Here is a 24,253-nt window from a genome sequence, read left to right on the forward strand (position 1 = left end):
GACATCGACACACACGCCGCTCCTCGGGAGGAAGCCATGGGAACCCACCGCACCACGCTGCCCGGAGTCGGAGTGCAGTACGACTACACCACCGAGTCGGGCCAGCACATCTCCGTCGTCGTGCACCATGACGGACGCCGGTTCATCGGCTTCTACGACCAGGACGATCCTGATTCGTGCCGACTCTCCGTACCCCTGACCCCACAGGAGGCCACCGGCCTCGCGCACCTCATCGACGCCGCGCCGATCGACGCCGTAAGGACCGAGGGAATCGACCTGGTCACCGAGCACATACCGCTCGGGGCGCGCTCCCCGTACGGCGGCCGGCTGCTCGGGGACACCCGGGCACGGACCCGGACCGGGGCCTCCATCGTGGCGGTGCTGCGCACCCACAGCGCGCATCCGTCACCCGGACCGGACTTCCGGCTGGCCATCGGGGACACGCTCGTCGCCGTCGGTACGCGCGAGGGCGTGGACACGCTCTCCGAGATTATTGCGGAGGGCTGACCGTGCACGACACGACCGCACTGCTGGTGGAGTTCGGCTCCGTCATTCTGGGGCTCGGCATCATCGGCCGGTTCGCCGGCCGAATAGGCCTCTCCTCGATCCCCCTCTATCTGCTGGCCGGACTCGCCTTCGGCGACGGAGGGCTGCTGCCGCTCGGCGCGAGCGAGGAGTTCACCGCCGTCGGCGCCGAGATCGGCGTCATCCTGCTGCTGCTCCTGCTGGGGCTCGAATACAGCGCCTCCGAACTCGTCACCAGTCTCAAGACCCAGTACCCGTCCGGCGCCGTGGACTTCGTGCTCAACGCGACCCCGGGGGCCGTCGCGGCACTGCTGCTCGGCTGGGGTCCGGTCGGGGCCGTGGCCCTGGCCGGTGTCACCTGGATCTCCTCGTCCGGAGTGATCGCCAAGGTCCTCGCCGACCTGGGCCGGCTCGGCAACAGGGAGACACCCGTCATCCTCGGGGTCCTCGTCATCGAGGACCTGTCGATGGCCGTCTATCTGCCGCTGCTCACCGCGATGCTCGCGGGCGTGGGCTTGGCCGGCGGCAGCATCGCGCTGCTCATCGCACTCGGCACCGTCGGCTTCGTGCTCTACCTCGCGCTGCGGCACGGCCGGCTGATCAGCCGGGCCGTGTCCTCCGACAATCCCGAGCTGCTGCTGCTCGTCGTGCTCGGACTGACCGTCCTGGTCGCCGGGGTCGCCCAGCAACTCCAGGTCTCGGCGGCCGTCGGCGCGTTCCTGGTCGGCATCGCACTCTCCGGAGAGGTCGCGGAGGGTGCGCGCAAGCTGCTGACCCCGCTGCGGGACCTCTTCGCCGCCATCTTCTTCGTGTTCTTCGGGCTCTCCACCAATCCCGCGGAGATCCCGCCGGTGCTGCTCCCGGCCGCGCTGCTGGCCATCGTCACGGTCTTCACCAAGATCGCCACCGGCTGGTACGCCGCCCGGCGGGCCGGCATCGGCTCGCGCGGCCGCTGGCGGGCGGGCGGCACGCTCGTCGCCCGCGGCGAGTTCTCCATCGTCATCGCCGGTCTGGCCGTGGCGACCGAGCCCCGCATCGGCCCCATCGCCACCGCGTACGTCCTGATCCTGGTCATCGTCGGCCCGCTCACCGCGCGCTGGACCCAGCCCGCCGTCGAACTGATCCAGAAGTGGCGCGGCAAGGAGAACGGACCGTCCGGCGGCACCGGCGGCGCGCTTCCCGCCATGGAGGTGCCCGCGCCGAAGGCCCCTGCCGCGCAGGAAGAGCTCGGGTCCGTCAACTAAGGGCATTCGTTCGGATCAGCCCGCGAGCCCGGCATGATCCACACGAGAGGCCCTGAACACGGCCCCGCCTCCCGCGGCCGTCAGATGTCGTGGGGGGCGGGCAGTTCGGGCGCCCAGCCCAGCGGATACGCGTCCGAACCGCCCCCGGGCACGGCCGGCTCGCCGCCCGCCGCCGTGAACGCCGTCAGCGCCTCGATCAGCGCGGACCGCTGCTCCGGGGCGAGGCGTTCGACGATCGCGGCGACCTCCCGGCGACGGCCGGCCGTGACGTCCTCGACCAGCTGGAGCCCCTCGGGGGTCACCCGCAGCGCCGTCTCCCGGCGGTTGGCCGGGTTGACCTGCCGTTCGGCCAGACCGGCGACGATCAGCCGGTCCAGCATGCGCATCGCGGTCGACGGGTTCACGCCCAGCCGTTCGGCCAGCGAGACGAGCTTGGCGTCCCCGTGCGTGGCCAGCACCACGAGCAGCCGGAACTGCGGCAGTGTCACCCTGTCCTCGACGGCGGCCAGCGACCGCGCGGAGACGGCCACCAGGAGTCTCGACGCCGTGAGCACCGCCCGCGTCACCGCGTCGACGTCGTCCCTGCCCGGGGCGGACGGTCGTTCCGCGGACGGTCGTTCCTCAGATGCCTGTTCGTGCGCGGCCATGCCCCTTTGTACCGTGCCTGACGGCCTTACTCGAATCCCGGACGAAATCTCACAGGTCTCGGCCCGGGATGCGGATCAAAGGGGCGCACATGGTGGCGGAGATGTTTGGATTGTGCAAAATTTGCACAGTGACACATCGATCCGCAGCTTCGCCCGGGCCCCGACGGCCTGCCTCGCCGGCCGGCTGGCGGCGTACCGCTCTCCGGCTGCCCGTCCACATGTTCCGGGCCGGGCTCGGCCCGCTGTTCCGGGGACGCCTGCTGCTCCTCGTCCACACCGGACGCTCCTCGGGGCAGTCGCGCCTGACCGCCGTCGAGGTGGTCGAGTCGGCGACGGTCGACGGCCGGCGGAGCTGGACGGTGGCGTCCGGATTCGGGCCGGCCGCCGACTGGTACCGCAATCTGAAACGTACGCCGCAGGCCACCGTGCAGGTGGGCCGCCGCTTCCACGCGGTGACGGCGTCCGAGCTGCCCGCCGAGGAGGGCGGCGAGCTGATGATGCGGTACGCGCCCCGCCATCCGAGGGTCGCGCGCCGGCTCTGCGCGTACATGGGGTTCGCGGTGGACGGCAGCGCGGACGGCTACCGGACGGTGGGCGAGTCCATCCCCTTCGTACGCCTGACGGAGGGCGCCCCGGCCACCGGGGCCGACCGCTGAACGCGGCCGTCAGGCCCGTACCGGTTCGGGTTCCTCCACCGGGTGCGGGTGCGGCGCGCCCGGCCGGTAGAGGATCACGGTGACCAGCAGTCCGACGGCGAAGAAGCCGGCGGACCACCAGTACGCGGTCGAGTAGCTCTCCAGCTGGGCCCGGGCGACGACCCCGGGGGTCGGGCGGCGGCCGACCAGATAGCTCGTGGCCGCGCTGGTGGCGAGGGTGTTCAGCAGCGCCGTACCGATGGAACCGCCCACCTGCTGGCTGGTGTTGACCATCGCTGAGGCCACTCCGGCGTCCCGGGGCCCGACCCCGGCGGTGGCCAGGTTCATCGCGGTGGCGAAGACCATGCCGAGCCCGAACCCCAGGCAGATCAGCGGGGGCAGCACATGGGCGAAGTAGGTGCTGTCCATGTCCAGCCTGGTCAGCCACATCATGGCGACCGCCGCGATACCCATGCCGAGCGGCACGATCGGTTTGGCACCGAACCGCGGCACCAGCACGTTGGTCGTGATCACGGAGGTCACGATCATGAGAACGACCATCGGCAGGAAGGCGAGCCCCGTGGAGATCGGTGAGTAGAGCAGGCTCTTCTGCAGGTAGTACGTGAGGAACAGGAAGACGCCGAACATGCCGCCGCCGGAGATGAACATCGCGAGGAACGACGCCGCGCGGTCCCGGTCCAGCACCACCCGCAGCGGAAGCAGCGGATGCGCGGCCCTGGTCTGCCACCAGGCGAACGCCGCCACGAGCACCGCGCCCGCCACCAGGAACCCCCAGGTCTGCGGCGAACTCCACGCGTGCGTCTCGGCGGTGGAGAACCCGTACACGATGCAGAAGAGTCCGGCCGAGACCAGCAGGGTCCCCGGGATGTCGAGCTTCGGGCGGTCTGCCGGACGGCCCGCGGTGAGCAGCCGCCAGCCGCCGACGAAGGCGAAGAAGGCGAAGATCAGGTTCACGTACAGGCACCAGCGCCAGTCCAGGTACTCGGTGAGCACCCCGCCCAGCAGCAGTCCCACCGCGCCGCCGGCGCCCGCGATGGCCCCGTAGATGCCGAAGGCCTTCGCCCGTTCCTTCGGGACGGTGAACGTCGTGGTGAGCAGGGAGAGCGCGGCCGGAGCCAGCAGCGCGCCGAACATTCCCTGCAGGGCGCGGGCCAGCACCAGGATCTCGAAGCTCGGGGCGGCGCCGCCGATCGCCGAGGCGACCGCGAAGCCGACCAGACCGGTCAGGAACACCACCCGACGGCCCACCAGGTCGGCGATCCGGCCGCCGAGCAGCAGCAGCGAACCGAAGGCGAGGGCGTACGCCGTCACGATCCACTGGCGGTTTCCGTCGCTGAAGCCGAGGTCCTGCTGGGCGGAGGGCAGTGCGATGTTCACGATGGTCGCGTCGAGCACCACCATCAGCTGGGCGAGCCCGATCACCCCCAGCACCCACCACCGGTGGGACGGGCCGCGCCCCTCCCCGTCCCCGGCCGATTCCCGTGGCTGACGCGAATGTCGGGCCATGGTGCGGATCTCCCTCGTTGCGCACACCGCCGGAATCCCCCGAGTGATCACGCTAAGCGGAGGTCGGCATCGCCGCATGCGGGGAGCGTCGCGGTGCCGGTCCTGCCGGTCCTGCCGGGAACCGGCAGCCGCGGTCCGGGGGCGAGGTGAGGGCGGGCGGCGCGCAGCGTGCGCCGGAGGGCGGGCGGTCCGTGCGGCTCAGACCTCTTTCGCCGGCCAGTCCAGCAGCCGGGCCCCGATCACCGCGGTCTGGAGGGTGTAGCGGTGCATCGGGTCCGAGGGGTCGGAGCCGGTCAGCTGGTGGATCCGCTCCAGCCGGTAGGTGAGGGCGCGCACGCTCAGCGTCAGCCGGCGTGCCGTCTCGGCCGCGACACATCCCGAGTCGAAGTACACGGAGAGCGTCTTGAGCAACGGCTCCGCCCCGCCCCGCGCCTGCTGGAGCGGGCCCAGCTCGCTGCGCACCAGATCGGCCATCGCCTGCCGGTCCCGGGTCAGCACGGGGTACACCAGCAGATCGGCCGAGTACAGCACCGGATCGTCCAGATCCATCCGGTCGGCCAGATCGAGCGCGTCGAGCGCCTCGTCGTACGACTGGACCACACCGCCGGGGCCCCGGTGGGCGCGGCCGACGGCGACCCGGCCGCCGTCCGTCGCGGCGTGCGCCTGCTTGGCGAAGTACCGCAGGACGTCGGGCTGGCTGCCCGGCGCGATGCAGATCAGCCGGCCGTCCTTCGTCGTGATGAGGATCTTGCGGCCGCTGAACCGGGCCAGCAGCGCCGACTCCACATGGCGCGGCACGGCATCCGTCTCGGTGTACGCCTCCGGGCCCGAGGCCACCGCCACCGCGTGGGCGCGGGAGAGCCGCAGCCCGAAACGCGTGGCGCGCTCGGCGAGCCGGCCCAGATCGCTGCGCCCGTAGAGCAGATCGTCGATGAACTCCCGGCGGGCCGCCTCCTCCCGCCGCACCGTCAGCCGCTGTGCCCGCTCGAAGCCCTCGGCGAACGCGTCGACCGCCTGCTCCACCGCGGACAGCACGGACTCGGTGGACGCGGCGGTGGCGGCCGCCGTGGCGCCGGGGGCCGTGCCCGGCCAAGCGGTGCGCGTCTCGGCCAGATGCATCCTGACCAGGGCGCGCAGCTGGTGGCCGGCCTCGGCTGCATGCCGGCCGAGGCCGCGGCGCACCTCCAACTCCTCCCGGGTGAGCCGACGGCCGGTAACGGCGACCTCGCCCAGGATCTCGGCATAGCCCTCCAGAAAGCTGTCGGGAATCTCCGGCTCCGGCACGCGTACGCCCCCACTTCTGTTTCGTTGCTGACATTTACCCAACGCATACGGTCCGGTGCCGGTGCCCGGCATCAAGGGTGGAGAAAGATTGCCGTAATCCGGCAATGCGATGTCCCGGCCCCGGATGACACGATCCTGTCAGCACCAACCGGGGGACCACGGGGGAAACACGGGGGTGCTACGGGGGACGGGGGAAGGCCCGGCTGCTGCGGGGGCGCGGTCGGCGCCCCCCCCGCGCCCAGGTCACCACCGGACCGCGCGCAGGCGCCGGCAGTGCTGTCGGCGGGACGCCAGGGGGTGGGACCGATGCGGGAGTTCCTGACAGCGACGTTGTCCTTCCCGGCCGTTCTCTTCGCCGCCGCACTCGTCGTCGTGATCGGCTTCTGGCTGCTCGTCCTGGCCGGCGCGGCGGACCACCACTCCTTCGACGCGGACCTCGACGCCGACATGGCCGGGGTCGGCGGTGTGCCGGTCACCGTCTCGGTGTCCCTGATGGTGACCGTCGCCTGGTTCATCTCGCTGACCGGTTCGGTCCTGCTGCACCGCACCGCCGTCACCGGCATCCCACGGGCCGCGCTCGCCGCCGGCATCCTCGCCGGCGCGCTGCTGATCTCCTGGGCCGTGGTGCGGGTGCTCGTGCACCACTTCCGCCGCTACTTCCCGGACCAGCCTCCGCCATCCCGCCAGGACTTCCTGGGCCGGGTCTGCACGGTCCGTACCGGCTCGGTCGGTCCGGACTTCGGCCAGGCCGAGGTCGCCGCCGCAGACGGGTCCACCGCGATCGTCCAGGTACGGCAGTTGCGCCCGGACGACGCGGAGCTGACCGCCGGGAGTTCGGCCCTGCTGTACGCGTACGACGACGCGGGCGAGTTCTTCTGGGTCTCGCCGTACGACAAGGCGCTCGACCCGGGACCGCCGCAGGCGCTGCCCACGCAGCGGCGAACGGCCCCCGGCCACACCGTCTGAGCACCACCCGGCTCCTGTACCGCGCAGCCCGGCCCGTCCGTGCTGCCGGTCCGCGCTGCCCGTCCCGCCCGCCGGGGCGCTGAGCCGCGCACGCCCCGCCACCTCTCATGCTCCGCACCACCAGCCGCCAAGGACTGTCATGGAAGCCATCTCCTTGGGCCTCGGCCTGCTCATCGCCGTGGTCCTGCTCATCGCCGTCGCCCTGCTGCTGATCGTCACCCGGCTCTTCCGCAAGGTCGAACAGGGCAAGGCCCTGATCATCTCCAAGACCAAGAAGGTCGATGTGACCTTCACCGGTGCCGTCGTCCTGCCGGTGCTGCACAAGGCCGAGTCCATGGACATCTCGGTGAAGACCATCGAGATCCGGCGCACCGGACGGGAGGGCCTGATCTGCCAGGACAACATCCGCGCCGACATCCACATCACGTTCTTCGTCCGGGTCAACAAGACCGTCGAGGACGTCATCAAGGTCGCCCAGGCCATCGGGACGGAGCGCGCCAGCGACAAGACGGCGATCCAGGAGTTCTTCGCCGCGAAGTTCTCCGAGGCGCTGAAGACCGTCGGCAAGCAGCTCGACTTCGTCGATCTGTACACCAAGCGCGAGGAGTTCCGGGACCGGATCATCCGCGTCATCGGCACCGACCTCAACGGCTACCACCTGGACGACGCCGCGATCGACTTCCTCGAGCAGACCCCGATGGTGCAGCTCGACGGCGCCAACATCCTTGACGCGCAGGGCATTCGGAAGATCACCGAGCTGACCGCGATCGAGCACGTGCGGACCAACGAGTTCCAGCGCACCGAGCAGAAGGAGATCACCCGGCAGGACGTCGACGCCCGGGAGACCATCCTGGAGCTGGAGCGCCGGCAGTCCGAGGCCGAGATCAAGCAGCGCCGCGAGGTCGAGAGCCTGCGGGCCCGCGAGGAGGCGGCGACCGCCCGGGTCCAGGAGGAGGAACGCCTGGGCGCACAGGGCGCGTTCATCAGGACCGAGGAGCAGCTGGGCATCCAGCGGGAGAACCAGGCGCGGGAGATCGCCGTCGCGCAGAAGAACCGCGAGCGCGTCATCGCCGTGGAGAACGAGCGCATCGAGAAGGACCGGATGATCGAGGTCATCGGGCGCGAGCGGCAGACCGAGCTGAACCGGATCGCCGCGACGAAGGAGGTCGAGGCCGAGCGCCGGGAGGTCGCCGACGTGATCCGCGAACGGATCGCGGTGGACCGTACGGTCGCCGAGCAGGAGGAGTCCATCAAGACGCTCCGGTCGGTCGAGGAGTCCGAGCGCACCCGTAAGTCCGTGATCATCGCCGCCGAGGCGGAGGCCCAGGAGCAGCTGGTCAAGGACATCAAGGCCGCGGAGGCCGCCGAGGCCTCGGCCACGCACCGGGCGGCCGAGCAGCTGACGCTCGCCGAGGCCCGGCTGAAGAGCGCGGACCTGGACGCCCGCGCGAAGCTGCGGCTGGCCGAGGGAGTCCAGGCGGAGTCGGCCGCACCGGGTCTGGCGGACGTCCAGGTACGGGACGCGGCGGCGGAGGTCATCGAGAAGACCGGCCTGGCCGAGGCCGAGGCCACGTCCGCCCGGCTCCGGGCCGAGGCGGAGGGCTCCAGGCTCAAGGCGCTGGCGACGGCGGAGGGTACGCAGGCCCAGGCGAGCGCCGACGCTGCGATGATCGGCGAGAAGCTGAAGGCCGAGGCGGCCGGGCTCACGGACAAGGCGGCCGCGATGGCGGCGCTGGACGACGCGTCGCGCGGGCACGAGGAGTACCGGCTGCGTCTTGAGGCGGAGAAGGAGGTCCGGCTCGCCGGTCTCGACGTGCAGCGGCAGGTGGCCGAGGCGCAGGCGACGATCGTGGCCGCGGGGCTGGAGAACGCCGACATCGACATCGTCGGCGGGGAGTCGGTCTTCTTCGACCGGCTGGTCTCGTCCATCTCGATGGGCAAGAGCGTCGACGGCTTCGTCGAGAACTCGGACACGGCGAAGGCCCTTGCCGGGCCGTGGCTGAACGGCACGTCGTCGTTCACGGACGATCTGACCCGGGTGCTGGGGTCGGTGTCGACGGGTGATGTGCAGAATCTGACGGTGTCGGCGCTGCTGATGCGGATGATGGGGGCGGCGGGGGGCGGTGCGGGTGCGGACCAGGTCCGCGAGCTTCTGGAGCACGCGCGCGCCCTGGGCCTCGCGGACGCCCCGCTGAACGGGGCGGCGCCTGCGGCCCGCAACGGCACGCCGGTGGCGTAGCCCCGCGGGCTCCGGGTCCCCGGAGCCAGGTCCGTCCTCAATCGCCGGACGGGCTGGGGGTTGCCGGACAGGCTGGAGTTAGCCCGGACCAACTCCGCTTCCCGTCCAGCCACTTCAAGGTGGCACGGCCACTTCAAGCCCGTCCGGCGATTGAGGACAGCCCGGACCACGCGCAACCCGAGCCAAACGGGCTGGCCAATCAAGCCCGTCCGGCGATTGAGGACAACCCGTCGGCCGTGGGCCACAGTTCGTTCAGCGTAAGGAGCCGCCCCGCATGGAGACCGAAAACCCGCCGCCCCCGGGCGGCCCCGTGGAGGCCGGCGCCTACGACGTGCTGCGCCGGCGGCTCGCCGCCCAGGCCGCGGAGCTCACCCGCCGGGCCGAGGCCCTCAACGACCGCCGTACCGAGGAGTTCGGCTCCACCGGCCTGCGGCTGCTCGGCAGCGAGCGGATCCATACCGAGCAGCCCTCCACCCCCCGCGACCTCGTCGCGGTCGGCGGCAGCCTGCTCTTCGGCTTCGAGCGAGGCCCCGGCCGGAGCGGCGAACCGGCCGTCGACGACGTACTCGCGCTGTACACCGCCGACCTCACCCCCGGCACCCGGCAACAGCACCCACACCCGCAACCGCACCTCCTCGACGACGCCGCCTTCGTACGCGAGTTCAACGGCCTGCACCGCTACTACCGCGACGCCCGCCTGCTGCGGCTGCGCCGTACCGACAGCCGGCTCCTGGCCGTCTTCCGGACGGGCGAGAGCGCCGAGGACATCCGCGTCCTGCGCTGGGCGCTCGACGCGGACGGATCACCCGGCGCGTTCCTCGACGCACGCGGCGACCGCGACCATGTGTTCCCGCCCTCGCACGACTTCACCTGGACCGTCGCCGGACGCGAGTCCCACATCCCCGGCCGGCACCCGCACATCGCCGTCGGCGGCACGGGCGGCCGCGCCGACGCGCGGCTGTTCGTCGACACCCTCGGCGGCACTCTCACCGTCAAGACGGTCAACGACACGGACACCCCGGACGGGATCTACCAGGAGCCGGTCACCGAACCGCTCCAGTCGCTCGCCGACGCCGAGGTCGCGTACGCGGAGCTCGGCCCGCTGACCCTGCTCCGCATCCGCCCGTACAAGGAGGAGGCCGCCCGGCACCTCGTCCACAACGCACTCCTGGGCACCGTGCAACGCCTGGACGGCATCGGTCCCGCCTGCCACCGGCTCCCCGAGGACCAGGGGATCATCTTCCCCGGCGGCTTCTACCTGACCACCGGCGCCGCCAGGACCTTCGACATCGCGCAGCCGCTCACCGAGCCCGCCTTCGAAGGCGCTGTCCGCTCCCCCAACGGCGAGGACGTGCTCTACGCCTTCCGCTCCCGGGACGACGGCCGCAGCCTGCTGCTCCCGTACAACGTGATCCGCCAGGAGGTCGCCACCCCGCTCCAGGGCCGCGGCCACGCGCTGCTCGACGACGGCACGCTCGTACTCCTGCGGGACCCGGTGGAGGGACCGGACGCCGGTCCGGCCCGGGTGCACCCCCTCCAGCGCTGGCAGACGCCGTACGTCTCCGACACCTACGCCGCCTCCCGCCCCGCCGGCACCGGCCCACTCGCCCGGATCGGCAACGCCGACCTGGTGCGGGGCATCTCCGACTGCCTCGCGCTCGCCCACAGCGCCGGTGAGACCACCCCGACCGGCGCCGTCTACGCGCAGCTGGTGGCCGACTGCGGCCGCGCCACGGACCGCTACCACTGGCTCGTGGACAGTGAACTCGACGACCTGGCCGAGCCGTTGACCGCACTGCGGGACACCGCGCAACAGGTGCTGGCGGAGTTCGACGGCGTCCAGGAGCTGACCCGGCAGGCCGCCGACGCGCTCGACGAGAGCGCGGACCGGATCACCGCACTGGTGCGCCGGGTCCGCGGCGAGGCGCCGCAGTCCGCCGCCGACTGGGTCACCCGGCTCACCGAACTCCGCGGCGCACACGGTCATCTGGCCACGCTCGGCGAGATGCGGTACGCGGACACCGAGCGGATCGCGGAACTCGCCGCCGCCACCGCCGACGACCTCGCATCGGCCGGCCGCCGCGCGGTCGCGTTCCTGGCCAGGGAGGACGCGTTCGCCGGCTACCACGACGACATCGCCCGCCTCACCGAGGAGGCGGCCGCGCTCGCCACCGTCTCCGACGCCGCCGCTCTCGGCGACCGGCTGGCGGGGATGACGGACGGGCTGAGCACCGTCACGGACGTCGTCGCCGGGCTCGACATCGGTGACAGCGTGGTCCGTACGTCGATCCTGGAGCGGATCGCCGAGGTGCTCGGCGGGGTGAACCGGGCCCGCGCGACGCTCGAAGCCCGCCGCCGCGAACTCCTCGACCACGAGGGCCGGGCCGAGTTCGCCGCCGAGTTCGCGCTGCTGGGCCAGGCGGTGACGGGGGCCCTGGCCGCCGCCTCCACCCCGGACGCCTGCGACGAGCAGCTGGCGCGGCTGCTGCTCCAGCTGGAGAACCTGGAGGCGCGGTTCGCCGAGTTCGACGATTTCCTGACCGCGCTAGGTGAGCGGCGGACGGAGGTGTACGAGGCCTTCTCGGCCCGCAGGCAGACCCTCCAGGACGCTCTCGCCCGCCGGACCGAACGCCTCGCGCAGTCCGCCGGCCGGGTGCTGGACACGGTCTCCCGCCGGAGCGCCGCACTGCCCGACACGGACGCGGTCCACACCTACTTCGCCTCCGACCCGATGGTCGCCAAGGTCCGCAGCACCGCCGATGAGCTGCGTGAACTCGGCGACACGGTCAGGGCCGAGGAGCTGGACGGCCGGCTGCTCGCCGCCCGCCAGGAGGCCGGACGTGCGCTGCGCGACCGCAGCGAGCTGTACGCGGACGGCGGCGCCACCATCCGGCTGGGCCGGCACCGGTTCGCGGTGAACACCCAGCCGTTCGACCTGACGCTGGTCCCGCAGGGGGACGGGCTCGCGTTCGCCGTCACCGGGACCGACTACCGGATGCCGGTCACCGATCCGGCCTTCCGGGAGACCCGCCCGTACTGGGACCAGCAGCTGCCGTCCGAGTCCCCGTCCGTCTACCGCGGCGAGCACCTGGCCGCGCGCCTGCTGGCCGAGCAGGGAGCGGACCGGCTGGCCGCTCTTGCACCGGCTGAACGTGCCTCCCTCGTACGGGAGTCGGCCGCCGCCGCGTACGACGAGGGGTATCAGCGCGGCGTCCACGACGAGGACGCCACCGTGATCCTGACCGCTCTGCTCCGGCTGCACGCCGGGGCCGGTCTCCTGCGCTGCCCGCCCGCGGTCCGGGCCGCCGCCCAGCTCTTCTGGGCGCACGGGGCGGACGACGCCCGCCGGGCCTCCTGGACGCGCCGGGCCCGCTCGCTGGCCCGCGCCCGCGACACCTTCGGGCTCGCCCCGGCCGTCGCCGCGCTCCAGGAGGAGTGGGCCGGCGCCATCGGCGGCGAGGACTCACGCGCCGTCGCCTCGTATCTCTTCGAGGAGCTGACGAGCGGGCCCGAGGGGTTCGTCACCAGCACCGCGGTTCGCGCCCTCCTGGACAAGTTCCGTCGTACGGCGGGCACTTCGGCGTACGACGAGGATCTGTCCGCCCTCCGGGACGACCTGCCGGCCCGCCGCCAGCTCGTCGAGGGGTGGCTCACCTCGTACTCCCGCGCGAGCGGCGCGGAGCTGGACGCGGGTGATCTCGCGGAGGCCGTCGCCGTGGAGCTCTGCCCGGAACCGGCCGTCCCGCGCTACGGGGGCGACGCGCCGCTCACCGCGACCGTGGACGGTCTCCTCGGCGTGCACCCGCGGATCGACGGGGGCCGGATGACGCTGCGAATCGATGAATTCCTCTCCCGTACCGAGGAGTTCCGCACGACCACCGTGCCCGGCTTCCGTGCCTACCAGCGGCAGCGCACCGCGCTGGCCGACGCGGAGCGCGGCAGGCTGCGGCTGGACGACCACCGGCCGCGCGTGATGTCCGCGTTCGTCCGCAACCGGCTGCTCGACGAGGTGTACCTGCCGCTGATCGGCGACAGCCTCGCCAAGCAGCTCGGCACCGCCGACGCCGACCGCCGCACCGACTCGCAGGGCCTGCTGCTGCTCGTGTCGCCGCCCGGCTACGGCAAGACGACGCTCATGGAGTACGTCGCCGACCGGCTCGGCCTGGTCCTCGTCAAGGTCAGCGGGCCCAACCTGGGCCACGACGTGACGTCGCTGGACCCGGCCCAGGCCCGCAGCGCGACCGCCCGCCAGGAGATCGAGAAGATCAACTTCGCGCTGGAGGCCGGCAACAACACCCTGCTCTACCTCGACGACATCCAGCACACCTCACCCGAGCTGCTCCAGAAGTTCATCCCGCTCTGCGACGCCACCCGCCGCGTCGAAGGGGTGCGGGACGGCGAGCCGCGCAGCTACGACCTGCGGGGCAAGCGGTTCGCGGTGTGCATGGCGGGCAACCCGTACACCGAGTCCGGGGAGCAGTTCCGGATCCCCGACATGCTCGCCAACCGGGCCGACGTGTGGAATCTCGGCGAGGTGCTGAGCGGCCGGGAGGACGTCTTCGCGCTGAGCTTCGTGGAGAACGCGCTGACCGCCAACCCGGTGCTGGCCCCGCTCGCCGGGCGCTCGCGCGAGGACCTCACGCTGCTGCTGCGGCTCGCCGCGGGCACGGCCCCCGCCTCCGGCACGGACCGGCTGGAACACCCCTACGCGCCCGCCGAGGTGGACCGCATCGTCGCCGTGCTGCGGCACCTGCTCACGGCACGCGACACCGTACTCGCGGTCAACGCCGCGTACATCACCTCGGCCGGGCAGACCGACGCGACGCGTACCGAACCGCCGTTCCGGCTCCAGGGCTCGTACCGCAACATGAACCGGATCGCCGAGCGGATCGTGCCGGTGATGAACGACGCCGAGCTCTCCGCCGTCGTCGATGACCACTACGCGGGCGAGGCCCAGACGCTCACCACGGGTGCGGAGGCCGCGCTGCTGAAGCTCGGCGCACTGCGCGGGACGCTCGGTCCGGAGCAGGCCGCCCGCTGGGCCGCCGTCACCGCCTCGTACGTCCGCACCCAGTCGCTCGGCGGCCCGGACGGCGACCCGGTGACCCGTGCGGTGGCCGCGCTCGGCCTCCTCGCGGACCGGATCGCGGCGGTCGAATCGGCGATCAGCCGGGCGGCGGACCCACGCCACCTCCTCGCCCGGCCGTTGTCCGGGACACCCGAGGACCACTGACAGCGGCGGCGAGCAGCGACCGGAGGGGGAGCAAGGCATGCTGGGACATGTGTCTCCTCTTCCGCAGCAGCCCCAACGCTCCCCGTTCTCCGGCCATATGGTCGTCTGCGGCGACGACGCGCTCGCCCAGCGGCTCGCCGTCGAACTGCGCTACGTCTACGGGGAACGGGTCACTCTCGTCCTGCCGCCCGGACCTGACGCGAGACGGCCGGAGCTGCCGCTGACCGGGCGCGGCAGGGCGGCCGCGCTGTTCGGCCGGATGTCCTCGGCGATGAACCGCAACGGCGGCGGCGGGAACGGCGACAGCGACACCAACGCCGGTGTGGAGGCGGTGCGCATCCTGCAGGCCTCGGAGCCCTCCGACGAGGCGTTCGAGGAAGCCGGTGTCGACACGGCGGCCGCCCTCGCCCTCGTCTACGACGACGACGAGCGCAACATCCGCGCCGCGCTGACCGCCCGCCGCATCAACCCCCGGCTCCGGCTGGTGATCCGGCTCTACAACCGCAAGCTCGGCCAGCACCTGGAGACCCTGCTCGACCAGGCGGCCGCCGTCGCGTCGCCGGGCCTCGACCAGACCGCGCTGGACGCCTCCACCACGGTCCTGTCCGACGCCGACACCGCCGCACCCGCCCTCGCGGCGACCGCGCTCTCCGGGTCCAGCAAGGTGATCCAGGCGGAGGGCCTGCTCCTGCGGGCCGCGGAACGCACCCCGCCCCAGGGCGGCCGGCTCGCCGACCCCGGCCTGTGCACACTGGCCCTGCTCTCCTCCACCACCCATGACCCGGCGGGCACCGAGGGCTCCGACAGCAGCGGCGACGAGGGCCCCCGGCTGCTGCCCGACCAGGCCGAGGTGGCCGCCGCGACCGGGCGCGGAACCGTCGTCCTGGAGGCCGTCAGCCAGAGCGTCCAGGCCTCCGACACGCCCCGGATGGGCGGCCGGAGCGCGCCGCTGAGCCAGTTCTTCTCGCGCCGGCTGCGCTGGTCCGCGCTGGGAGTCGGCCTGGCCGTCATCGCCCTGGCGGTCGCGTCCTCGTTCACCACCGGGGACAAGCCGCTGCACGCCGCGTATCTGACCCTGCTCGACCTGTTCGCGATGGGCGACCCCGCGATCGGCGACCCGACCGCCCGTCAGATCATCCAAATCCTCTCGGGCGTCGCCGGGTTGATGCTGCTTCCCCTGCTGGTGGCGGGGGTCCTGGAAGCCTTCGGCTCACTGCGCACCGCCTCGTCGCTGCGCCGCCCGCCGCGCGGCCTGTCCGGACACGTGGTGCTGCTGGGCCTCGGCAAGATCGGCACCCGTGTCCTCGTGCGGCTGCGCGAACTCGGCATCCCCGTGGTGTGCGTGGAGGACGACCCGGACGCCCGCGGCATCCCGGTGGCCCGGCGGCTGCACGTACCGGTGGTCATCGGGGACGTCACGCAGGAGGGCGTGCTGGAGGCGGCGAAGATCCGGCGCTCCCGCGCGCTGCTCGCCCTGACCAGCATCGACACCACCAATCTGGAGGCCGCGCTGTACGCCCGCTCGGTCAAGCCGACCCTGCGGGTGACGCTGCGGCTGTTCGACGACGAGTTCGCCACCGCCGTCTACCGCACGCTGCGCACCGCCCACCCGCAGGCGCTGACCCGCTCCCGCTCGGTCTCCCATCTGGCCGCACCCTCGTTCGCGGTCGCCATGATGGGCCGGCAGATCCTGGGCGCGGTGCCGGTCGAGCGGAAGGTGATGCTGTTCGCCGCGATCGAGGTGGCCGGGCATCCGCAGCTGGAGGGCCAAACGGTGGAGCAGGCGTTTCGCTCCGGCGCCTGGCGCGTCCTCGCCCTGGACGTCGCCCCGCCCGCCGACCGCCGCCCGGACCTGACCACGCCGGCGCCTCCCCCGCAGACACCCGGCACCGGCACGGACCAGCCCGGCGGCCTCGTCTGGAACCTGCACCCCGGCTACGTACTCCAGCCCACCGACCGGGTGGTCATCGCCGCCACCCGGCGGGGACTTGCCGAACTGCTGCGCGGACAGGGCTCGTTGGCCCGCCGCTGAGCCCCGACACGGCTAGCCGATCGCCCCCATCACCTCCCGCACCTGTGCCAGCGTCGCGTCGGCGACGGCGTTGGCGCGCTCGTTGCCGGCCCGCAGCACCGACCGTACGTACCCCAGGTCCTCGGCGTACTCGGCCCGGCGGGCCCGCATCGGGGCCAGCCGGGTGTTGACCGCATCGGTCACGGTCCGCTTCAGGGCCGCCGCGCCTCCGCCACCGATCTCCTCGGCCACCTCGTGCGGGCCGCGGCCGAGACAGAGGGCGGCCAGCAGCAGGAGACCGGACACCCCGGGCCGCCCCTCGGGGTCGTACGTGATGTGGCGGTCGGCATCCGTTCTCGCGCCCTTGACCAGCCGCGCGGTCTCGTCGGCACCGGCGCTCAGCGCGATGGAGTTGGCGCGGCTCTTGCTCATCTTGGTGCCGTCCGTGCCGAGCAGCAGCGGGGCGGCGGAGAGCAGTGCCTCGGGTTCCGGGAAGACCGGTCCGTACCGCTCGTTGAAGCGCCGTGCGACGGTCCGGGTCACTTCGAGGTGGGGCAGCTGGTCCTGGCCTACGGGCACCAGATTGCCCTTGCAGAACAGGATGTCGGCCGCCTGGTGGACCGGATAGGTGTACATCAGACCGCTGACGGAGGCCTGCCGGGAGTGCGCGATCTCGTCCTTGACCGTGGGGTTGCGCCCCAGCTCGGCGACGGTGACCAGGCTGAGGAAGGGCAGCATCAGCTGGTTGAGCGCGGGCACGGCGCTGTGGTTGAAGATCACCGCGCGTTCCGGGTCGATGCCGACGGCCAGATAGTCCAGCAGCAGCCCCTCCGTCGTCGCGGTCAGCCGCTCGGCGACGTCCCGGTCGGTCAGCACCTGGTAGTCGGCGATCAGGACGAACATCTCCACCCCGAGGTCCTGGAGCCGCACCCGGTTGTGGAGCGTGCCGAAGTAGTGCCCGAGATGGAGCGCGCCGGTGGGCCGGTCGCCGGTCAGCACCCGGAACCGGGCGGGGTCCTGCCGGATCCGGTCCTCCAGGGTGGCGGCCGGGCCGGCGTCTGCGTATGCGGTCGTGGTCATGAGTGGTCTCTCCTCGCGTCGGTGTGTGCGTGGAGGACGGCCCGCCGGGCCGGGAACCCGTACCGGAAAAGGGCAGAGAAAAAGGGCCGTCCTGTCGAACGGCCCTGGTCCCGCGCAGAAGAGGTGGCCGCTCCTAGGAGGAGCGCCACCAGTTCCGGCACGGTACGGAGGTCATGGGGAGAGCTTAGCGGCCGGGCGGCGGTCCGCGCTCATCAGCGGTCGGTGGCCCGCGGGTGCCCTGTGCTCGCAAAGGTGATCCAGCACGTGTCGGCGGCAGTGTCGATGAGGTACCAGACACGGCCGCCGCCGGTCACCTCGATCTGCCACTGCTCGCACGTCTGACCGCGGTGGGTTCCGTGGGCCAGGCTGCCCTTCAACCTGTGCTGCCTGGGCACTTCCACGGCAGGTCTCGCACCGTGCGCATGGTGATCCAGGCACGGTAGGCGTTCCCGCGGGCCTGCCGGCCGAGGCTCTCCCAGCCCTTGGCCGCAGCCGCGTCGGCGAAGCGCACTTCCCACTGCCCTTCCGGCGCAGGAGGCGCAGCCCTGTCACCACGCCCCGTGGTCACGCCAGCTCCCGCGGATCAGGCACCTGTCCGTAGTCCGCGTCGTGGTCCCTGGTCAGCGCGGCCAGCAGTTCCGGGTCCGAATGGACCTCGGCGGTGTGCTGCCACGCGGTGAGCATCTGGGCGACGGAAGCACTGTTGCCGATCGAGTCGGCGGCGCGCATGGTGTCGACCAGTTCCACAGCGAAGGCATGGACATCGGGCTCGGGAAGAAACCGGACCCAGGGGAACGCGTCCGGCAGTATGTCGAGGAGGAGTTCCGTACTGCCGGGCTCTCTGCGGGCCATGGCGGCAAGTATCCGCGTGGCGGCCGACACCACACTCCGGTCCTGTTCGGACCGAGCCGCGGTGGTGAGGACCAGGTCCTCGCCGTCTCTGCGGTGCAACAGCAGCCGTGGTGACTCATCGAGTCTGGCGAGGGTCTGCTTGTTCTTGTTCACCAACTCGGAGAAGTTCACGGCAGCGCTTTTGGTGCTCATGACTTTGAAAGTACTTCGAAAGTCCTCATCTGACTATCGCCCGCACGGGGGACACGGAACCGCTGATGCGACAGAGCGCCGGCGCGCCCCTCACCCGGTCCCGAGCAGCCCGACCGTCCCCGCCAGGCCCTCGTCGCCGTGCCCCTGGGCCACCCGCTGCCGCATCAGCTCCATGTAGGGGGTGAGCAGCCTGGGGTCGACCGACTGGTCCGCCGCCGTGTCCAGGAGGGTGCGGTTGCCCGCCGTCATCATGGCGAGGTTGGAGACGACGCCTTCCGTGTAGTCGCCGCTCTCCAGCTGGGCGGCCATTCCCAGGCCGGATCCGGCCATGGCGCCGAGCCAGTCGGTGAGCAGGCGGGCGAACCGGGGGCGGTCCAGGTCCTTCTCCTCGTTCACCAGGGCGAAGGCGTGGGCGATGCCCGCGAACATGCCGGTCATCGCGCTGAGCAGCGCGACGTCGTACAGCGCCGCATGGCCGGGGTCGCCGCCGACGAACATCGCCCCGGCGGGCACCTCCAGCATCTCGCGGTGGCGTTCGAACAGCTCGCGGTCGCCGCTGTAGAAGACGTATCCGCCGGTCTCCGGCCGGCCGATCATCGGGGGAACGGCCATGATCCCGCCGTCCAGGAGGCGGGCCCCGCGCTCACCGGACCGGCGCGCCCGTTCCCGGGCCCGGGCCGGGGTGCCGGTGGTCAGGTTGACGAGGTCCTTGCCGTTCAGCTCGGCGCCGGCCAGGACCTCGTCGACGGAGGCGTCGTCCAGCAGACAGAGCAGGACGGGGCCGGTGGCCACGGAAACCGCACCGGCTGCGGTGTCCGCCGTGCGGGCGCCCTCGCGGACCAGGGCTTCCGCCTTCCCCGGTGTGCGGTTCCAGACGGTCAGCGGGTGCCCGGCGGCCAGATAGGCACGGGCGAGAGCGGTGCCCATGTCACCGAGGCCGAGGAGGGTGACGGGGGTCTTCGACGTGCTGTGGTGATCCATGTCCAACAGGTTCGTATCCGCCCGGAACGCGATCAAGTACGCACTATTTTGTGGGTGGTTACCTTAAACTCAGTGGGTGACCCGGCGAGACGGCTACGTGTGCGGCATCGACGCGGCGATCGACGTGGTGGGTGGCAAGTGGAAGGTGCTCATCCTGTGGGCGCTGGACGTCGAGCCCTGCCGGTTCGGTGAGCTGCGGCGCGCGATCCCCGGCGTCACCGAGAAGGTCCTCGCCTCACACCTGCGGGAGCTGGAGACGGCGGACATCGTCTTCCGCGAGGAGGCGTTCGAGGGGGCGGTACGCCGCGTCACGTACGGCCTCACCCCGCTCGGCACCTCTCTGAACGCGGCACTGGCCCCGCTCGGGGCGTGGGGCCGGGAGCATCTGCTCGGCGGGGAAGCGCCGCATGCCGAAGGCACCGCCGGACCGTCCTGATCCGCCTTGTGGGCGTGGTCGCCCACAACGAAATGCGCATTCGATCCGGCTGCGTTCTAGTGAGTTGTCATGAGCGATCTCCCGTTCCATGACAAGACCGACTTCGAGAACGCCGACCGCGGCTTCGTCGCCGCACTCGAACCCGCCGTGGTGAAGGGCGGGGACGGACGCGTCGTCTGGGACAACGACGCGTACGCCTTTCTGGACGGCGACTGCCCGGACACCGCGCACCCCAGCCTCTGGCGGCAGGCACAGCTCTGTTCGCGGCAGGGGCTGTACGAGGTGGCCGAGGGCATCTACCAGGTGCGCGGGCTCGACCTGTCGAACATGACGCTGGTCGAGGGCGACACCGGCGTCATCGTCATCGATCCGCTGCTCTCCGCCGAGACCGCCGCCGCCGCGCTCGCCCTGTACCGGCGCGAGCGCGGGGACCGGGGCGTCACCGGGCTGATCTACACGCACTCGCACGGCGACCACTTCGGCGGCTCGCGCGGGGTGCTGGCCAAGGGCGAGGAGGAGGGGGTACCGATCCTGGCCCCCGCCGGCTTCCTGGAGCACGCGGTCAGCGAGAACGTGTACGCGGGCAACGCCATGACCCGGCGCGCGATGTACATGTACGGCGACCGGATCGACAAGGCGCCCGACGGACAGCTGAGCGCCGGTCTCGGCATGACCACCTCCACCGGGACGATCACGCTGATCCCGCCGACGGTCGACATCACCCGTACGGGCCAGCAGGAGACGGTCGACGGGGTACGGATCGTCTTCCAGATCACGCCGGGCACCGAGGCCCCGGCCGAGATGAACTTCCTCTTCCCCGACCGCCGCGCGCTGTGCCTGGCCGAGAACGCCACGCACAACATGCACAACATCCTGACGCTGCGCGGCGCGGTCGTCCGCGACGCGCGGATCTGGTCGCACTACCTGGACGAGGCGATCGAGCTGTTCGGCGACACCATGGACGTCGCCTTCGCCTCGCACCACTGGCCGACCTGGGGCGGCGAGAACGTGGTGTCGTTCCTGGCGGCCCAGCGCGATCTGTACGCGTACATGCACGACCAGACGCTTCGGCTGCTCAACGCCGGGCTGACGGGGCCCGAGATCGCGGAGGAGATCAAGCTGCCGCCCGCGCTGGAGAACTCCTGGCACGCGCGCGGCTACTACGGTTCGCTCAGCCACAACGTGAAGGCGATCTACCAGCGCTACCTCGGCTGGTTCGACGGCAATCCGGCACACCTCTGGGAGCACCCGCCGGTCGAGGCGGCGAAGCGGTACGTGGCGTGCATGGGCGGTGCCGACGAGGTGGTGGCCAAGGCGGCCCGGTACGCGGAACAGGGCGATCCGCGCTTCGCGGCGACGCTCCTGAACCATGTGGTCTTCGCCGACGACGGCCACCGGCGGGCCCGCTCCGACCTGGCGGCCGTCTACCGCGGGCTCGGACACGGTGCGGAGAACGGCACCTGGCGCAACTTCTACCTGATGGGCGCCAAGGAGCTGGAGGAGGGCGCGGGCACCATTCTGCTGGACGCCGCGAACCCCGAGGTGGCGATGGCGCTCACCGTCGAGCAGCTCGTCGACTCGATCGCGGTACGGGTCGACGGACCGCGCGCCTGGGACCACGAGCTGGTCATCGATCTGGACGTCACGGATCTGCGCGCCCGCCACCGCCTCACCCTGCGCAACGGGGCGCTGACCCGGCGCTCCACCACCGACGCCTCACCGGCCCGCACCCCGGCGGACCTCACCCTCACCCTCACCAAGCCCCAGCTGCTCGGCGTGTTCGCCGGGCGCGGTCTCGACGGCATCGGGACCGAGGGTGATCCGACGGCGCTCACCACGCTGTTCTCGCTGCTGGCCGAGGCCGACACCTCGTTCCCCGTCGTCACCCCGTAGGCAGCACCGCTCCGCGGCCGGCCGGTACCTCCCGAGGTGCCGGCCGGCCCGGCCGCCGGGACCGCACCGCGGGCGGAATAGGGAAGGGGGGTGCCCCGTTGTAGGGTGTGTTCATATAGTTCAACGTTCAACCAATACTCTGGAGGCGGGCGCCATGCAGTTCGGGATCTTCACCGTCGGGGACGTCACCACCGACCCGACCACCGGTACGACACCGAGCGAGCACGAGCGGATCAAGGCCACCGTCGCCATCGCACGGAAGGCCGAGGAGGTCGGCCTCGACGTCTTCGCGACCGGCGAGCACCACAACCCGCCGTTCGTCCCGTCCTCGCCGACCACCACGCTCGGCTACATCGCCGCCCGCACCGAACGCATCATCCTGTCCACCTCGACCACCCTGATCACCACCAACGACCCGGTGAAGATCGCCGAGGACTACGCCACGCTCCAGCACCTCGCCGACGGCCGCGTCGACCTGATGATGGGCCGCGGCAACACCGGACCGGTCTACCCGTGGTTCGGCAAGGACATCCGCCAGGGCATGCCGCTCGCCGTCGAGAACTACGCCCTGCTGCACAAGCTGTGGCGCGAGGAGGTCGTCGACTGGGAGGGGAAGTTCCGTACGCCGCTGCAGTCCTTCACCGCGACCCCACGCCCGCTGGACGGCGTACCGCCGTTCGTCTGGCACGGATCCATCCGCTCCCCGGAGATCGCCGAGCAGGCCGCGTACTACGGCGACGGCTTCTTCCACAACAACATCTTCTGGCCCATCGAGCACACGAAGAAGATGGTGAGCCTCTACCGGCAGCGCTACGCCCACTACGGGCACGGCACCGCCGAACAGGCCATCGTCGGGCTCGGCGGCCAGGTGTTCATGCGGAAGAACTCCCAGGACGCCGTACGGGAGTTCCGCCCGTACTTCGACAACGCGCCGGTCTACGGACACGGGCCCTCGATGGAGGACTTCACCCAGCAGACGCCGCTGACCGTCGGCTCCCCGCAGGAGGTCATCGAGCGGACCCTGTCGTTCCGGGACTCCGTCGGCGACTACCAGCGCCAGCTCTTCCTGATGGACCACGCGGGACTGCCGCTGAAGACGGTCCTGGAGCAGCTCGACATCCTCGGCGAGGAGGTCGTACCGGTGCTGCGCAAGGAGTTCGCCGCCCTGCGGCCGGCCGGGGTCCCCGAGTCCGCGCCCCTGCACCCGGCCGTCGTCGCCGCCCGCGAAGGAGAGCTGACACCGTGTTCGCCACCGAACCGCTGAGGATCGTCGCCGTCTCGGCCGGGCTGAGCAGCCCGTCCTCGACCCGGCTGCTGGCCGAGCGGCTGGCCGGGGCCGCCCGGGAGCGGCTGGAGGCCGAGCAGGACCGCCCGGTCGACGTCCGGCTGATCGAGCTGCGCGACCTGGCCGTCGACATCGCCAACCACCTGGTCACCGGATTCCCCTCGGCCACGCTGGAGGAAGCGATCGGCGCGGTGACGGGCTCGGACGGGCTGATCGCCGTCAGCCCGGTCTTCACCGCCTCCTACAGCGGGCTCTTCAAGTCGTTCTTCGACCTGGTCGAGAACACCGCGCTGACCGGGAAGCCCGTCGTCGTCGCCGCGACCGGCGGCACCGCCCGGCACTCGCTGGTGCTGGAGCACGCGATGCGTCCGCTCTTCGCCTATCTGCGGGCCGTCACGCTGCCGACGTCGGTGTACGCGGCGTCGGAGGACTGGGGGTCGTCGGGCGACGAGTACGCCGACGGCCTGCCGGCCCGGATCCGGCGGGCGGGCGGCGAGCTGGCGACCGCGGTCACCGGCGGCCGGGCCGTCTCCGGAGCGTCCAGGACGCTCGGCCTCGACGACGACGTGATCCCGTTCGAGCAGCAGCTGGCCGGACTCCGGTCCGTCTGACCACCCCGGGGCTGTGGTTTCATCCGATTTAACTACAGTTGTGCGGGAGGGTGTGCCGTCGGGGACCCGCACAGCGCACCCGCGCAGCGAGCCGAACCGAGCTGGAGGCAGAGATGGGCAGGATCGTGGTGGGCGTCGACGGCTCCGAGTCGTCGATCAAGGCACTGCACTGGGCCGTACGCCAGGGGGAGCTGACCGGTGACACGGTCGAGGCCGTCAACAGCTGGGAGTACCCCGCCACCAGCTGGGCGTCCATGATGCCGGGGCTGCCGGAGGACTTCGATCCGCAGGCCCTGGCCACCGTCTCGCTCACCGAGGCGCTGGAGGAGGCCCTCGGTGCGGCGGGTGCCGCCGCGGTCACCAAGGTCGTGGTGATCGGCAACCCGGCGCAGTCCCTGCTGGACCGGGCCGAGGGCGCGAGCCTGCTGGTCGTGGGCGCGCGCGGGTTCAGCGGCTTCAAGGCCACCCTGCTCGGCTCGGTCAGCCTCCACGTCACCCAGCACGCACCGTGCCCGGTGACCGTGGTGCGCGGCTGACGGGGCGGGAACGGACAACACCGGGGCGGGCCCGTGCGCAGAACGCGCGGGCCCGCCCCGGTGCCGTCACAGCGCC

19 protein-coding genes are annotated in these 24,253 nt (G+C 71.8%); 12 read left to right on the forward strand and 7 right to left on the reverse strand.

The genetic code is table 11. The features are described from left to right. Positions 1-36 precede the first annotated feature (36 nt). Both ACFVW8_RS04920 and ACFVW8_RS04925 read left to right on the forward strand, forming a co-directional pair. Positions 37-507, forward strand: coding sequence for a cation:proton antiporter regulatory subunit (locus ACFVW8_RS04920; protein WP_389686167.1), 471 nt, complete (start codon positions 37-39; stop codon positions 505-507). Between the two features lie 2 nt (positions 508-509). Beyond that, a complete protein-coding gene (locus ACFVW8_RS04925) occupies positions 510-1,769 on the forward strand; it encodes a cation:proton antiporter (RefSeq protein ID WP_389686168.1) in 1,260 nt (419 codons plus the stop codon). 80 nt (positions 1,770-1,849) lie between these two features. Here the strand turns inward: ACFVW8_RS04925 and ACFVW8_RS04930 are convergent, their stop codons facing one another. Beyond that, entirely contained in the window at positions 1,850-2,416 is a 567-nt protein-coding gene (locus ACFVW8_RS04930) for a MarR family winged helix-turn-helix transcriptional regulator (RefSeq protein WP_389686169.1), read from the reverse strand. Positions 2,417-2,544: 128 nt separating this feature from the next. On the opposite strand from ACFVW8_RS04930, the gene ACFVW8_RS04935 reads away from it, so the two are divergent. Beyond that, on the forward strand, positions 2,545-3,072 hold the full coding sequence (locus ACFVW8_RS04935) for a nitroreductase family deazaflavin-dependent oxidoreductase (protein WP_389686170.1): 528 nt from the start codon (positions 2,545-2,547) through the stop codon (positions 3,070-3,072). Between the two features lie 9 nt (positions 3,073-3,081). Here ACFVW8_RS04935 and ACFVW8_RS04940 read toward each other — a convergent pair whose 3' ends face one another. Together ACFVW8_RS04940 and ACFVW8_RS04945 are read right to left on the reverse strand one after the other, a co-directional pair. Continuing rightward, positions 3,082-4,578 carry an MFS transporter gene (locus ACFVW8_RS04940; RefSeq protein WP_389686171.1) on the reverse strand — a complete coding sequence of 499 codons (1,497 nt, stop codon included), beginning with the start codon at positions 4,576-4,578 and terminating at the stop codon, positions 3,082-3,084. Between the two features lie 198 nt (positions 4,579-4,776). After that, positions 4,777-5,862, reverse strand: a complete 1,086-nt coding sequence (locus ACFVW8_RS04945) for a PucR family transcriptional regulator (protein ID WP_389686172.1) — start codon at positions 5,860-5,862, stop codon at positions 4,777-4,779. A gap of 306 nt (positions 5,863-6,168) precedes the next feature. Between ACFVW8_RS04945 and ACFVW8_RS04950 the strand changes: the two genes are divergently transcribed. From ACFVW8_RS04950 to ACFVW8_RS04965, 4 genes are all read left to right on the forward strand, one after another. Further along, positions 6,169-6,828, forward strand: coding sequence for a hypothetical protein (locus ACFVW8_RS04950; RefSeq protein WP_389686173.1), 660 nt, complete (start codon positions 6,169-6,171; stop codon positions 6,826-6,828). A gap of 139 nt (positions 6,829-6,967) precedes the next feature. Then, the gene (locus tag ACFVW8_RS04955) at positions 6,968-9,067 is read left to right on the forward strand and encodes a flotillin family protein (protein ID WP_389686174.1); all 2,100 of its coding nucleotides are present in this window, start codon (positions 6,968-6,970) and stop codon (positions 9,065-9,067) included. Between the two features lie 274 nt (positions 9,068-9,341). Next, positions 9,342-14,300: a DNA repair ATPase gene (locus tag ACFVW8_RS04960; protein WP_389686175.1), complete on the forward strand. Its 4,959-nt coding sequence runs from the start codon at positions 9,342-9,344 to the stop codon at positions 14,298-14,300. Between the two features lie 37 nt (positions 14,301-14,337). After that, positions 14,338-16,332, forward strand: a complete 1,995-nt coding sequence (locus ACFVW8_RS04965; RefSeq protein WP_389686176.1) for an NAD-binding protein — start codon at positions 14,338-14,340, stop codon at positions 16,330-16,332. Between the two features lie 12 nt (positions 16,333-16,344). On the opposite strand, the gene trpS is transcribed toward ACFVW8_RS04965, so the two are convergent. The 4 genes from trpS to ACFVW8_RS04985 all read right to left on the reverse strand — a co-directional run bounded on the left by trpS (position 16,345) and on the right by ACFVW8_RS04985 (position 19,416). Beyond that, the gene (gene trpS / locus ACFVW8_RS04970) at positions 16,345-17,391 is read right to left on the reverse strand and encodes a tryptophan--tRNA ligase (RefSeq protein WP_389686177.1); all 1,047 of its coding nucleotides are present in this window, start codon (positions 17,389-17,391) and stop codon (positions 16,345-16,347) included. Positions 17,392-17,764: 373 nt separating this feature from the next. Beyond that, positions 17,765-17,902: a hypothetical protein gene (locus ACFVW8_RS04975; RefSeq protein WP_389686178.1), complete on the reverse strand. Its 138-nt coding sequence runs from the start codon at positions 17,900-17,902 to the stop codon at positions 17,765-17,767. A gap of 53 nt (positions 17,903-17,955) precedes the next feature. Further along, positions 17,956-18,435 (reverse strand): hypothetical protein, encoded by a 480-nt coding sequence (locus ACFVW8_RS04980; RefSeq protein WP_389686179.1) that lies wholly within the window; start codon positions 18,433-18,435, stop codon positions 17,956-17,958. 90 nt (positions 18,436-18,525) lie between these two features. Continuing rightward, positions 18,526-19,416 (reverse strand): NAD(P)-dependent oxidoreductase, encoded by an 891-nt coding sequence (locus tag ACFVW8_RS04985; protein WP_389686180.1) that lies wholly within the window; start codon positions 19,414-19,416, stop codon positions 18,526-18,528. 76 nt (positions 19,417-19,492) lie between these two features. Between ACFVW8_RS04985 and ACFVW8_RS04990 the strand changes: the two genes are divergently transcribed. From ACFVW8_RS04990 to ACFVW8_RS05010, 5 genes are all read left to right on the forward strand, one after another. Continuing rightward, positions 19,493-19,852 (forward strand): winged helix-turn-helix transcriptional regulator, encoded by a 360-nt coding sequence (locus ACFVW8_RS04990; protein WP_389686181.1) that lies wholly within the window; start codon positions 19,493-19,495, stop codon positions 19,850-19,852. Positions 19,853-19,921: 69 nt separating this feature from the next. Further along, positions 19,922-21,745, forward strand: coding sequence for an alkyl/aryl-sulfatase (locus tag ACFVW8_RS04995; protein WP_389686182.1), 1,824 nt, complete (start codon positions 19,922-19,924; stop codon positions 21,743-21,745). 154 nt (positions 21,746-21,899) lie between these two features. Beyond that, positions 21,900-23,009, forward strand: a complete 1,110-nt coding sequence (locus ACFVW8_RS05000; protein ID WP_389686183.1) for an LLM class flavin-dependent oxidoreductase — start codon at positions 21,900-21,902, stop codon at positions 23,007-23,009. After that, complete coding sequence (locus ACFVW8_RS05005; RefSeq protein ID WP_389686184.1) at positions 22,988-23,641, forward strand: FMN reductase; 654 nt, start codon at positions 22,988-22,990, stop codon at positions 23,639-23,641. Before ACFVW8_RS05000 ends, ACFVW8_RS05005 begins: the two co-directional genes overlap by 22 nt. Before the next feature lie 113 nt (positions 23,642-23,754). Next, a complete protein-coding gene (locus ACFVW8_RS05010) occupies positions 23,755-24,177 on the forward strand; it encodes a universal stress protein (protein ID WP_389686185.1) in 423 nt (140 codons plus the stop codon). Positions 24,178-24,253 lie beyond the last annotated feature (76 nt).

Source organism: Streptomyces sp. NPDC058221 (genome assembly GCF_042882365.1).
GTDB lineage: Bacteria > Actinomycetota > Actinomycetes > Streptomycetales > Streptomycetaceae > Streptomyces.